This is a genomic window from Pseudomonas sp. MYb60 (genome assembly GCF_002979555.1).
Classification (GTDB): domain Bacteria; phylum Pseudomonadota; class Gammaproteobacteria; order Pseudomonadales; family Pseudomonadaceae; genus Aquipseudomonas.
On sequence record NZ_PCOZ01000006.1, the window covers coordinates 110341 to 124276 of the forward strand.

The 13936-nt window shown below is 62.5% G+C and carries 6 protein-coding genes and 2 pseudogenes; 6 read left to right on the forward strand and 2 right to left on the reverse strand.

Annotation, left to right across the window (positions count from 1 at the left end; genetic code table 11):
• Positions 1-199 precede the first annotated feature (199 nt).
• Positions 200-4153 (forward strand): trifunctional transcriptional regulator/proline dehydrogenase/L-glutamate gamma-semialdehyde dehydrogenase, encoded by a 3954-nt coding sequence (putA, locus tag CQ041_RS12060; protein ID WP_105522061.1) that lies wholly within the window; start codon positions 200-202, stop codon positions 4151-4153.
• A 131-nt stretch (positions 4154-4284) separates the two neighbouring features.
• Positions 4285-6087 carry an acyl-CoA dehydrogenase gene (locus CQ041_RS12065; protein ID WP_105522062.1) on the forward strand — a complete coding sequence of 601 codons (1803 nt, stop codon included), beginning with the start codon at positions 4285-4287 and terminating at the stop codon, positions 6085-6087.
• A gap of 3 nt (positions 6088-6090) precedes the next feature.
• Here the strand turns inward: CQ041_RS12065 and CQ041_RS12070 are convergent, their stop codons facing one another.
• Positions 6091-6384, reverse strand: a complete 294-nt coding sequence (locus CQ041_RS12070; RefSeq protein ID WP_105522063.1) for a cell division protein ZapA — start codon at positions 6382-6384, stop codon at positions 6091-6093.
• Entirely contained in the window at positions 6381-6611 is a 231-nt protein-coding gene (locus CQ041_RS12075; RefSeq protein ID WP_105522064.1) for a hypothetical protein, read from the reverse strand. Before CQ041_RS12075 ends, CQ041_RS12070 begins: the two co-directional genes overlap by 4 nt.
• 332 nt (positions 6612-6943) lie before the next feature.
• Between CQ041_RS12075 and CQ041_RS26815 the strand changes: the two are divergent.
• The 4 genes and pseudogenes from CQ041_RS26815 to mscK all read left to right on the forward strand — a co-directional run.
• Positions 6944-7600: pseudogene (locus CQ041_RS26815) on the forward strand (MCP four helix bundle domain-containing protein); the annotation flags it as partial.
• 303 nt (positions 7601-7903) lie between these two features.
• Positions 7904-8503, forward strand: a pseudogene (locus tag CQ041_RS26820) (methyl-accepting chemotaxis protein); the annotation flags it as partial.
• Positions 8504-8736: 233 nt separating this feature from the next.
• The gene (locus CQ041_RS12085; protein WP_105522066.1) at positions 8737-10479 is read left to right on the forward strand and encodes a potassium/proton antiporter; all 1743 of its coding nucleotides are present in this window, start codon (positions 8737-8739) and stop codon (positions 10477-10479) included.
• Between the two features lie 49 nt (positions 10480-10528).
• On the forward strand, positions 10529-13912 hold the full coding sequence (mscK, locus tag CQ041_RS12090; protein WP_105522067.1) for a mechanosensitive channel MscK: 3384 nt from the start codon (positions 10529-10531) through the stop codon (positions 13910-13912).
• Positions 13913-13936 lie beyond the last annotated feature (24 nt).

Consider the following 13936-nt stretch of genomic DNA (forward strand, 5'->3'; position numbering starts at 1 on the left):
TTTCGGAGCAAGAACATGGGGTCTCAGAAGCAAATGCACCAAGGCGACGCGTATTTCGTCGAGGGTGGTTTTAATTCATGCAACCCTTCGAAAATTTCATGGATAAAAAGGGTTGCACCCGGTTGCACCTCTGTCACCGCAAAGCTAATCTTGCCGCCAGCTGATGCCACTCGGTAGTGGCACCCATGAGGATAACAAAATGGCTACGACCACCCTTGGGGTCAAACTCGACGACCCGACCCGCGAACGCCTGAAGGCTGCCGCGACCTCCATTGATCGCACGCCACACTGGCTGATCAAGCAGGCGATTTTCAATTACCTGGAGAAACTCGAGGGTGGTGCAACCCTTACCGAGCTCAATGGCTTGAGCAACAAGGACGCTGACGACGCCGGCGAAGTCCAGACCGACCACGCCCACCAGTGCTTCCTGGAATTTGCTGAAAGTATCCTGCCGCAATCGGTATTGCGCGCCTCGATCACTGCCGCTTACCGCCGCCCCGAGCCGGAAGTGGTCCCGATGCTGATCGAACAGGCTCGCCTGCCAGCGCCGATGGCCGAAGCCACCAACAAGTTGGCCGCCACCATTGCCGAGAAACTGCGCAATCAGAAGAGTGCTGGCGGCCGTGCCGGTATTGTTCAGGGCCTGCTGCAAGAGTTTTCCCTGTCGTCCCAGGAAGGCGTGGCCCTGATGTGCCTGGCCGAAGCGCTGCTGCGCATCCCGGACAAGGGCACCCGCGACGCGCTGATCCGCGACAAGATCAGCACCGGCAACTGGCAGCCGCACTTGGGCAACAGCCCGTCGCTGTTCGTCAACGCCGCCACCTGGGGCCTGCTGCTGACCGGCAAACTGGTGTCCACGCATAACGAAGCGGGCCTGACCTCGTCCCTGAGCCGCATCATCGGCAAGAGCGGCGAGCCGATGATCCGCAAGGGCGTCGACATGGCCATGCGCCTGATGGGCGAGCAGTTCGTCACCGGCGAAACCATCGCCGAAGCCCTGGCCAACGCGAGCAAGTTCGAAGCCAAGGGCTTCCGTTATTCCTATGACATGCTCGGGGAAGCCGCCCTCACCGAACACGATGCCCAGAAATACCTGGCCTCTTACGAACAAGCCATTCACTCCATCGGCAAAGCCTCCCATGGCCGTGGGATCTATGAAGGCCCGGGCATCTCCATCAAGCTCTCGGCACTGCACCCGCGCTACAGCCGTGCGCAGTACGAGCGTGTGATGGATGAGCTGTACCCGCGCCTGCTGTCCCTGACCCTGCTGGCCAAGCAATACGATATCGGCCTGAACATCGACGCCGAAGAAGCCGACCGCCTGGAGCTGTCGCTGGACCTGCTCGAACGCTTGTGCTTCGAGCCGCAACTGACCGGCTGGAACGGCATCGGCTTTGTGATCCAGGCCTACCAGAAGCGTTGCCCGTATGTGATCGACTATGTCATCGACCTGGCGCGCCGCAGCCGCCATCGCCTGATGATCCGCCTGGTAAAAGGCGCGTACTGGGACAGCGAGATCAAGCGCGCCCAGGTCGAAGGCCTGGAGGGCTACCCGGTGTATACCCGCAAGGTGTACACCGACGTTTCCTACATCGCCTGCGCACGCAAACTGCTGTCGGTACCGGAAGTCATCTACCCGCAGTTCGCCACGCACAACGCCCATACCTTGTCGGCCATCTACCATATCGCCGGTCAGAACTATTACCCGGGCCAGTACGAGTTCCAGTGCCTGCACGGCATGGGTGAACCGCTGTACGAGCAGGTTGTAGGCAAGGTTTCCGAAGGCAAGCTGAACCGTCCCTGCCGCGTGTACGCCCCGGTCGGCACGCACGAAACACTGCTGGCCTACCTGGTGCGTCGCCTGCTGGAAAACGGCGCGAATACCTCGTTCGTCAACCGCATTGCCGACCAGTCCATCTCGATTCAGGAGCTGGTGGCCGACCCAGTGGCCAGCATTGAGCAAATGGCCACGCAGGAGGGCGGCTTCGGCTTGCCGCACCCGCGCATCCCTTTGCCGCGCGACCTGTACGGCAGCGAGCGCGCCAACTCGGCCGGTATCGACCTGGCCAACGAACACCGCCTGGCGTCGTTGTCCTGCGCCCTGCTGGCGACCGCCCACAACAACTGGAAAGCGGCGCCGATGCTCGGCTGCGCTTCCAGCGAGCAGCCAGCGGCGCCCGTACTGAACCCGTCCGACCTGCGTGACGTGGTTGGCCACGTGCAAGAGGCCACGGTCGAAGACGTCGACAACGCCATCCAATGCGCCATCAGCGCCGGCCCGATCTGGCAGGCCACCCCGCCCGCCGAACGTGCCGCCATCCTGGAACGCGCCGCCGACCTGATGGAGGCCGAGATCCAGCCGCTGATGGGCCTGCTGGCTCGCGAAGCCGGCAAGACCTTTGCCAACGCCATCGCCGAAGTGCGTGAAGCCGTGGATTTCCTGCGCTACTACGCCGTGCAGGCACGCAATGATTTCACCAATGACGCCCACCGCCCGCTGGGTCCGGTGGTGTGCATCAGCCCGTGGAACTTCCCGCTGGCGATCTTCAGTGGCCAAGTCGCCGCTGCACTGGCCGCCGGCAACCCGGTACTGGCCAAGCCAGCCGAACAAACCCCGCTGGTGGCTGCACAGGCCGTGCGCATCCTGCTGGAAGCCGGTATTCCGGAAGGCGTGCTGCAATTGCTGCCGGGCCAGGGCGAAAGCGTCGGTGCCCGCCTGGTAGGTGATGATCGCGTCAAAGGCGTGATGTTCACTGGCTCCACCGAAGTCGCGCGCTTGCTACAGCGTAATGTCGCTGGTCGCCTGGATGCCCAGGGCCGTCCGATCCCGCTGATCGCCGAAACCGGCGGCCAGAACGCCATGATTGTCGACTCCTCGGCACTCACCGAGCAGGTGGTGATCGACGTGGTGTCATCGGCCTTCGACAGCGCCGGCCAGCGTTGCTCGGCCCTGCGCGTACTGTGCCTGCAGGAAGATTCGGCAGACCGTGTGATCGAAATGCTCAAGGGCGCCATGGCGGAATGCCGCCTGGGTAACCCGGAGCGCCTGTCGGTCGACATCGGCCCGGTGATCGACGCCGAAGCCAAGGCCGGCATCGAGAAACACATCCAGGCCATGCGCGACAAAGGCCGCAATGTGTACCAGGTGGCGATTGCCGACGGCGAAGAAATCAAGCGCGGCACCTTCGTGATGCCAACCCTGATCGAGCTGGAAAGCTTCGACGAACTGCAACGCGAAATCTTCGGCCCGGTGCTGCACGTGGTGCGCTACAAGCGCAAAGAGATCGACCAGCTCATCGGCCAGATCAATGCTTCGGGCTATGGCCTGACCCTGGGCGTGCACACCCGCATCGACGAGACCATCGCCAAGGTGATCGACAACGTCAATGCCGGTAACGTCTATGTGAACCGCAATATCGTGGGTGCTGTGGTCGGCGTGCAACCGTTCGGCGGCGAAGGCCTGTCGGGCACTGGCCCGAAAGCCGGTGGCCCGCTGTACCTGTACCGCCTGCTGTCGACACGTCCTACGGATGCCATCGAGCAATCCTTCACACGTGGCGATGCTTTGGCGGCGCCAGATGTACGCCTGCGTGACGCCATGAGCCAGCCGCTGACTGCGCTGAAAGCCTGGGCCGACAGCAATAAGTTCAGCGACCTGAGCGCCCTGTGCAGCCAGTTCGCCGTGCAATCACAAAGCGGCATCACCCGCCAGTTGGCGGGCCCGACCGGTGAGCGCAACAGCTACGCCATCCTGCCGCGCGAACACGTGTTGTCACTCGCGGAAGTGGAAGGTGACCTGCTGACCCAACTGGCGGCGGTATTGGCCGTTGGCGGTTCGGCGGTATGGCCAGAGACTGACCTGACCAAGGCCTTGTTCCCACGCCTGCCAAAGGAAATCCAGGCGAAGATCAAGCGCGTGGCCGACTGGACCAAGGACGACGTGGTATTCGACGCAGTCCTGCACCACGGTGATTCCGATCAATTGCGTGCGGTGTGCCAGCAAGTGGCGCAACGTAGCGGTGCAATTGTCGGCGTGCATGGCTTGTCGCAAGGCGAGACGGCGATTGCGCTGGAGCGCCTGGTGATCGAGCGGGCGTTGAGCGTCAACACCGCGGCAGCAGGCGGTAACGCCAGCCTGATGACCATCGGCTAAACGCAGTAACCCATGCGGGAGGGGGCTTGCCCCCTCCCACATTCTGGCCTTCCATCACCCACATCAATCTTGCTATCCACCCTTCATTTGCACACTTAGACTCGGCCCTATTCCCATAGAGGTAAGCCGCCATGTCCGAGACGCTGCTCAGTTCCCGCAATCTGGCTTTCGAGCTGTACGAAGTCCTCGATGCCGAGGGCCTGACCCAGCGCGAGCGGTTTGCCGAACACAACCGCGAAACCTTTGACGCTGCAATCAGTACGGCGCGCAATATTGCCGAGAAGTACTTCGCGCCCCACAACCGCAAAAACGACGAAAACGAGCCCCGCTATGAGGACGGCAACGCCATCCTGATCCCGGAAGTCAAACCCGCCGTCGACGCGTTCCTTGAAGCAGGCTTTCTCAACGCAGCGCGCAGTTTCGAAGCTGGCGGCATGCAATTGCCCACCCTGCTGTCCCAGGCCTGTTTCGCGCACTTCCAATCGGCCAACGCCGCGTCCACGTCCTACCCATTCCTGACCATGGGCGCCGCCAATCTCATCGAAAGTTTCGGCACCGACGAACAGAAACAACGCTTTCTGCAACCGATGATCGACGGCCGTTTGTTCGGCACCATGGCGCTCACCGAGCCGCATGCCGGCTCATCGCTGTCGGATATTCGGACACGCGCCGAGCCTGCAGCCGACGGCACCTATCGGCTCAAGGGCAACAAGATTTTCATTTCTGGCGGCGACCACCCGTTGTCGGAAAACATCGTGCACATGGTGCTGGCCAAGCTGCCGGACGCGCCGGCCGGGGTGAAGGGTATCTCGCTGTTTATCGTGCCCAAATTTCTGGTCAACGATGACGGCAGCCTGGGCGAGCGCAACGACGTATTGCTGGCGGGCCTGTTTCACAAGATGGGCTGGCGCGGCACCACATCGACGGCGCTTAACTTCGGCGATAACGGCAACTGCGTCGGCTATCTAGTGGGTAAACCGCACCAGGGCCTGAGCTGCATGTTCCAGATGATGAACGAGGCCCGCATTGGCGTGGGCATGGGCGCGGTCATGCTCGGTTATGCCGGTTACCTGTATTCCCTGGAATACGCCCGAGAACGCCCGCAGGGTCGCCTGCCGGACAGCAAGGATCCGACAACCGCACCGGTGTCGATCATTCAACACGCCGACATCAAGCGCATGCTGCTCACGCAGAAATCCTACGTCGAAGGCGCCTTCGACCTGGGCCTCTACGCCGCACGCCTGTTCGACGACACCACCACCCTGGAAGACGAGGCCCAGCGCAAGCAGGCCCATGAACTGCTGGACCTGCTCACCCCCATCGTCAAATCCTGGCCGTCGGAGTTCTGCCTCAAGGCCAACGAACTGGCGATCCAGATCCTCGGCGGCCACGGCTACACCCGTGAATACCCGGTGGAACAGTATTACCGCGACAACCGCCTGAACCCTATCCACGAAGGCACCCATGGCATCCAGTCCCTGGACTTGCTGGGGCGCAAACTGGCGCAGAACGGCGGCGCGGGCTTGAAGCAACTGATCAGGCTGATCGCCGAAACCGGCGCGCGGGCGCAGGAATATCCCTCGCTGACCGCCCTGCGCGAGCCGCTGGAAACGCTGGTGAGTCGCTTGCAAGGCGTCACCATCGGGCTGCTGACGGATCTCGCCCACGGCAAGGTCAACAGCAGCCTGGCGAACTCGGCACTGTACTTGAAGGTATTCGGGCATATGGTGATTGGCTGGCGCTGGCTGGAACAGGCGATTCGCGCCGAAGAAGGGTTGGCCAAGGGGAATGCGGCGGATGTGGCCTTCTATAAAGGCAAGCTCCAGGCCGCCCGCTACTTCCTGACCTGGGAAGTACCGGGCTGCCATCATGAACTGGCGATCCTGGAGGCACGGGATGATACGTGCCTCGGCATGCAGGATGAGTGGTTCTAACCTCTACGGCTGCCCAATCGCCTTGGAAATCACATCGACCGTGGCGCTGACTTGCTCTTGGTAACGGTCGAGTTCCTGCTGATGGGCCTGCTGCATTTCGATCTGCTCGGCGCACAGGTTCAGCGCCGCCAGCACCAGTAATTTGTCACCGATGAGGGTCGGGTACTTTTTCTTGGTGGCGGCCAGGGAGGCCTTGAGCATGGTCACGGCGTGCAGCAGGGTTTTCTCTTCCCCGGCCGGTGCCTTGATCGAGTAATCCTCTCCGAGAATCGAAACGACCTTTATCCCTTCATTCATGCGTTCACAGGACCTGCGCTCACACGCTCAACCAGCGCTTGGATGCGGGCGGCAGTGGCGCCTTGTTTTTCTTCCTGTTCCATCAGGTTCAGTTGCAGGCTGTCGTTCTCATCCTTGGCGCGCGCCAGTTCGGCCTTGAGGGATTCGTTGGTGCCCAGTAGATCCTGGTTCTGCTGTACCAGGTCGCTGACCAGTTGTTCCAGTTGGCTGAGGGATGCTTCTAACATTTTGATTTCTCGGGCTTTTTCAAAGGGCGGTGACGATAAAGAAAATTCACCTCGGATGCCAGGGTTATCCCCGGCGCGCAGCCCGATTTTTCAGGGCCGGGCCGCACTTTCGAGCCTTAGTGACTGCAATTCCCCGATCTGGTTCCTGAAGCTCGTCGGATGCGACAAAAACGCACACGGCCCTTTAGACTTTAGTCGTATGACCGATAGAGAAGCACACCCCGTCTCACGGCCGCACGGATCGCGCTCTCCCCAAGGTTTCCAGCATGTCCCTTCGTAATATGAACATCGCGCCGCGCGCCTTTCTCGGCTTCGCGTGTATCGGCGCGCTGATGTTGTTTCTCGGTGTGTTTGCCTTGAACCAGATGAGCAAGATCCGTGGCGCCGCCGAAGAGATCACGCTGTCCAGCGTGCCAAGCATCCGCGCCCTCGACGAGTTCACCCAACTGACCCTGCGCCTGCGCGTGCTGTCGTATCGACTGCTGACCAACCGCGAACCGGACGTCCAGCAGAAGACCCTGGAAACCTTCGAACTGCGCGACCAGCAGATCCGCGCCGCCCAAGCCATCTACGAGAAATTGATCGACAGCCGCGAAGAGCGCGCCGCGTACGACGAATATATCAACCTGCTCGGCCAGTACCGCCAGATTGAAGCGCGCATGAAGAGCCTGTCCCAGGCCAACCAGGTTGAGGCCTTGCGCGCACTGGTCAACAGCGACCTGCTCAGCAATTCCGAGCAGGTCAACGCGGTGCTCGCGCGCTTGCTGGACATCAACAACAAGATGGCCCTGGTCACTAACCAAAAGGCCAAGGACCAATACGACCAGGCCTTCACCCTGGTCGTTGGCCTGCTGGTACTCGCCACGGCGCTGACCCTGTTGTTTGCCTGGTTACTGACCCGCAGCATCACGGTACCGATTGCCCAGGCGCTGGAAGCCGCCGAAGAAGTCGCCGAAGGCAACCTGACACGCCCGATCAAGGCCGAGGGCAACGACGAAGCCGGTCGCCTGCTGGCCGCCATGGCCAAGATGCAGAACAAGCTGCGCGACACCCTGCAGCGTATCGCCGGTTCCGCCACCCAACTGGCGTCTGCGGCGGAAGAGCTGAACGCCGTCACCGACGAAAGCGCCCGTGGCCTGACCCAGCAGAACAACGAAATCGAACAGGCCGCCACGGCAGTCAACGAGATGACCAGTGCCGTGGAAGAAGTCGCACGCAATGCGGTGAGCACGTCTGAAGCCTCGCGCAACGCCACGGCTTCCGCCGGCGACGGCCGTGACCTGGTGCAGGAAACCGTCAGCGCCATCGAACGCATGAGCGGCGACGTACAAGCCACCGCTACCTTGATTGGCGACCTGGCCACTGAGTCCCGCGATATCGGCAAAGTGCTGGACGTAATTCGCGGCCTGGCTGATCAGACCAACCTGCTGGCCCTCAACGCGGCCATCGAAGCCGCCCGTGCCGGTGAGGCGGGTCGCGGGTTTGCCGTGGTGGCCGACGAGGTGCGCGCGCTCGCCCATCGCACCCAGCAGTCGACCAGCGAGATCGAACGCATGATCGGCAGCATCCAGGCCGGCACCGAGCACGCCGTTGACTCGATGCGCAACAGCACCGAACGCGCAGAATCGACGCTGAACATCGCCAAAGGCGCAGGGATCTCGTTGGACACCATCAATACCGCGATCGTGGAAATCAACGAACGCAACCTGGTGATCGCCAGCGCGGCGGAAGAACAGGCGCAGGTGGCGCGGGAAGTGGACCGCAACCTGGTGAACATTCGCGATCTGTCGGTGCAGTCAGCCACCGGTGCCAGCCAGACCAGTGCGGCGAGCAGTGAGCTGTCGCGCCTGGCAGTGGATTTGAACGGGATGGTCGGCCGTTTCCGCCTCTGACTGAAACAACGGGGTCAAAATTGTGGCAGGGGGCTTGCCCCCGAAGGCGGTGTGTCAGCCGGCTTATCGATAGCTGGGCCACCGCGATCGGGGCAAACCCCCTCCCACATTTAGATCTGTGCCTGTCTTTAAAAGCTTTTTGACAGCGCAGCAATTCAACAGGTTAGAATCGCTGGCACGCAGACTGCATGGTCAGTTTGCGCCCCGTCTTGTTTGCTCATGGAGTACTGCCTTTGAATGCGACGACCATCAACAGCCTGTTCTTGATCGGCGCGTTGCTGGTGAGTGCGAGCATTCTGGTGAGCTCCCTTTCGTCCCGCTTGGGGATTCCGATTCTGGTGATCATCCTGGCCGTGGGCATGGTTGCCGGCGTCGACGGCGGCGGCATCATCTTCGATAACTACCCGACCGCCTACCTGGTGGGCAACCTCGCGCTGGCCGTGATCCTGCTGGACGGCGGCCTGCGCACGCGGGTAGCGAGTTTCCGCGTGGCACTCTGGCCCGCCTTGTCGCTGGCCACGGTGGGGGTGTTGATTACCACCGGTCTCACGGGCATGGCAGCGGCCTGGCTGTTCGACCTGAATATCATCCAGGGCCTGCTGATCGGCGCCATCGTCGGCTCGACCGACGCCGCGGCGGTGTTTTCGCTGCTGGGCGGCAAGGGCCTCAACGAACGGGTCACCGCCAGCCTGGAAATCGAATCCGGCAGCAACGACCCCATGGCGGTGTTCCTCACCGTCACCCTCATCGACATGCTCGCCAGCGGCCAGACCGGCCTGCACTGGAGCCTGCTGACGCACCTGGTACGTGAATTCGGCATCGGCGGCATCGTCGGCCTGGGCGGCGGCTGGCTGATGCTGCAGATGGTCAACCGCATCAACCTGGCCACCGGCCTGTACCCGATCCTGGTGATCGCCGGCGGCCTGTTCGTCTTCGCCGTGACCAACGCCCTGCACGGCAGTGGCTTCCTCGCCGTGTACCTGTGCGGCCTGGTGATCGGCAACCGCCCGGTGCGTAGCCGTCATGGCATTTTGCACATGCTCGACGGCATGGCCTGGCTGGCACAGATCGGTATGTTCCTGGTACTGGGCCTGCTGGTCACACCGCACGACTTGCTCCCTATCGCCCTGCCCGCCCTGGGCCTCGCGCTGTGGATGATCCTGTTCGCGCGGCCGCTGTCGGTGATGGTCGGCCTGCTGCCGTTCAAGGCGTTCCACGGGCGTGAAAAAGCCTTTATCGCCTGGGTTGGCCTGCGCGGCGCGGTCCCGATCATCCTGGCGGTGTTCCCGCTGATGGCCGGCCTGCCGCACGCGCAGCTGTACTTCAACCTGGCGTTCTTCATTGTGCTGGTCTCGCTGCTGGTACAGGGCACCAGCCTGCCGTGGGTGGCCAAGCTGCTCAAAGTCACCGTACCGCCGGACCCGGCGCCCATCTCCCGCGCCGCGCTGGAAGTGCACGTCACCAGCGAGTGGGAGCTGTTCGTCTACCGCCTGGGCGCCGAGAAATGGTGCATCGGCGCCGCCCTGCGCGAGCTGAAGATGCCCGAGGGCACGCGGATTGCTGCCCTGTTTCGAGGCCAGCAACTGCTCCATCCGTCGGGTAGTACGGTGCTGGAAGTGGATGATCTGCTCTGCGTGATCGGCCACGAACACAACCTCCCGGCCCTGGGCAAGCTGTTCAGCCAGGCACCGCAACGCGGCCTCGACCTGCGCTTCTTCGGCGACTTCGTGCTGGAAGGCGATGCCCAGCTGGGCGCGGTCTCCGCCCTGTATGGCCTCCAGCTCGAAGGCATCGACCCGGACATGCCATTGAGCAGCTTCATCACCCAGAAAGTCGGTGGCGCGCCGATCGTCGGCGACCAGGTGGAGTGGAACAACACCATCTGGACCGTCGCGGTCATGGACGGGAACAAGATCGGCAAAGTGGGCGTCAGATTCCCCGAAGGAAGTCGCCCGGGTCCCGGACTCTTCCTCTAAACTGCGGGGCGACGACGCCCCGATTCTTCACCTTGCAAGACCGGTCTCTATGCCTACCCTGCGCACGTTTCTCGCCACTGCCCTGCTGGGCCTGACCCTCTGCGTCGGTACCGTTCACGCGGCCGACCCGCCCAGCGCCGATGCCATCCAGCAAACCCTGGACAAGTTGCCCGACCGCAAGCTGCCGGACGCCGACATGAAGGCGCTGCAGACCATCCTGCAGCAGACCCTGACCTACCTGGGCAACAAACAGGATTACGAGCAGCGCCTGGCCGACCTCAAGCGCCAGCTGGACGACGCGCCGCGCCAGACCGCCGACAACCAGCGTGAACTCACGCGCCTGAAGGCCACCAAAGTCATCCCGGTGGCCCAGCGTTACGCCAGCCTGCCGGTGCCGCAGCTCGAGCAATTGCTGGTGCAGCGCAGCACCCAGCAGGGCGACCTGCAAAAGGAGCTGGCCGACGCCAACAGCCTGACCATCGCCGCCCAGACCCGCCCCGAGCGCGCCCAGACCGAGATCAGCAGCAGCCAGACGCGCATCCTGCAAATCAACTCGATCCTCAAGGCCGGCAAGGACAACGGCAAGGCCCTTACCGGCGACCAACGCAACCAGCTCAACGCCGAACTCGCCGCCCTCAACGCACTGATCCCCCTGCGCCGCCAGGAACTGGCCGGCAACAGCCAGCTGCAAGACCTGGGCAACAGCCAGCACGACCTGATCCAGGAGAAAACCGCACGCCTGGAACAAGAGATCCAGGACCTGCAAACCCTGATCAACCAAAAGCGCCTGGCCCAGTCCCAGCAAACGGTCACCCAACAGTCCATCGAGGCGCAAAAAGCCGGCGGCAGCAGCCTGCTGGCCACCGAGAGCGCGGCCAACCTGAAGCTGTCCGACTACCTGCTCAAAAGCACCGACCGCCTCAATGACCTGACCCAGAAGAACCTCAAGACCAAGCAGCAACTGGACACGGTGACCCAGAGCGATTCGGCCCTGGATGAGCAGATCAACGTGCTCAAGGGCAGCCTGCTGCTGTCCAAGATCCTCTACAAACAGAAGCAGGCCCTGCCGCGCCTGACAGTCGACCGCGACCTGGCGGACGACATCGCCAACATTCGCCTGTACCAATTCGAGGTCAACCAGCAGCGCGAGTTGATCAGCTCACCCAGCAACTACGTGGATACCCTGCTCGCCAACCAGTCGCCGGAAGACGTCACCCCGCAACTGCGCCGCACCCTGCTGGAACTGGCGATCACCCGCAGCGACCTGCTGGAACGCTTGAGCCGTGAGCTGAGCGCCCTGCTGAATGAATCCATCACCCTGCAACTGAACCAGAAACAACTGCTCAGCACCGCCACCACCCTGCGCGCGACGCTGGACGAGCAGATGTTCTGGATTCCCAGCAACAAGCCGCTGGACACCGAGTGGCTGGAAACCGTGCCAGCGCACCTGAGCAAGCAGATCACCACCCTGCCCTGGGCCTCCAGCGTCAGCGAACTGTATGACGGCCTGACCCAGCGCCCGCTGCTGTTCCTGCCGCTGCTGCTGCTGATCGGCGCCCTGCTGTGGCGGCGCAAGCACCTGTACCAGCGCCTCAACAAGGTTCACCTGGACATCGGCCACTTCAAGCGCGACAGCCAGTGGCATACACCCCAGGCGATTTTGATCAACATCCTGCTGGCGATGCCGGTGGCCCTGGGCCTGGCGCTGTGTGGCTATGCGCTGCAGATCGATGCGCGGGGGCAGAATGCCAACCTCGGCGCGGCATTGCTGCAGATCGCCCAGGCGTGGATGGTGTTCTACACGGCGTACCGCATCCTTGCGCCGGGCGGCGTGGCCGAGTTGCATTTCCGCTGGGAAAAACCCCAGGTCGAATTTCTCCAGGGCTGGGTGCGCAAGCTCGGTCTGGTGGTGCTGGCGCTGGTGGCGGTGGTGGCCATCGCCGAACACCAGCCGGCGGCACTGGCCGACGACGTGCTCGGTATCGGCGTCGTACTCACCTGCTACGCGCTGATGGCCTGGCTGCTGGGCCGCTTGCTGCTCAACAGCCCGACCCACGAAAAAGCCTCGCTGTTCCGCAAGGCCGTGGGGCTGGTGTTCACCGCCCTGCCCATCGCTCTGTTTGTTGCGGTGTGCTTCGGTTATTACTACACCGCGCTGAAACTCAGTGACCGACTGATCAACACCCTGTACCTGCTGATGTTCTGGCTGGTGATCGAGGCCACCTTCGTGCGCTGGCTAAGCGTCGCCGCACGCCGCCTGGCCTATGCCCGGGCACTGGCCAAACGCCAGGCGGCCAAAGAGGCCGGCGAAGGCGAGGTGGTGATCGAAGAGCCGACACTGGACATCGAAAAGGTCAACGAACAGTCGTTGCGACTGATCCGCCTGGCCTTGCTCGGCGGCTTTATCGCCGCGCTGTACTGGGTGTGGTCCGACCTGATCTCGGTGTTTTCCTACCTGGATAACGTCACGCTCTACGAATACACCAGCGGCACCGGCGCCAACATCAGCATGGTGCCCATCAGCATCGGCGACTTGCTTGGCGCGCTGATCATCGTCGGCATCACCTTTGCCCTGGCGCGCAACCTGCCCGGCTTGCTGGAGGTGCTGGTGCTGTCCAAGCTGGACCTGGCACAAGGCAGCGCCTATGCGACCACCACGTTACTGTCCTATGTGATTGCCGGGGTGGGCTTCGTCTCGACGCTGTCGACCCTCGGCGTGAGCTGGGACAAGCTGCAATGGCTGGTGGCCGCCCTGTCGGTGGGCCTGGGCTTTGGCATGCAGGAGATCTTCGCCAACTTCATCTCCGGCATCATGATCCTGTTCGAGCGCCCGGTACGGATCGGCGACACCATCACCATCGGCAACCTGTCGGGCACGGTGAGCAAGATCCGCATCCGCGCCACGACGATCACCGACTTTGATCGCAAGGACATCATTGTCCCGAACAAGACCTTCATTACCGGGCAACTGATCAACTGGTCGCTGACCGACACCATCACCCGGGTCACCCTGAAACTGGGTGTGGACTACGGCTCCGACCTGGACCTGGTGAAGGAATTGTTGCTCAAGGCCGCCAGGGAAAACCCACGGGTCCTGAAAGAACCCGAGCCCCACGTGTATTTCCTCAACTTCGGCGAAAGCACCCTCGACCACGAACTGCGCATGCACGTGCGCGACCTGGGCGACCGCAACCCGGTGCTGGACGAGGTCAACCGCTACATCAACCGTGAATTCAAGAAGCAGCACATCAACATCTCCTTCCGGCAGATGGAGGTGTACCTCAAGAACATGCACGGCCAGGAATACAAACTGGTGCCGGTGGAAGATGACCGCAAGACCATCGTGGCGCCCGTTGAAGGCCCTGATAAGCCCGAGCCACCAGCGGGCAACGTCCAGGATGCGCCGGAGCCGCCACCGAGCAAACTCGACTAACCGCGCTATCCCCAGCAGAATGCT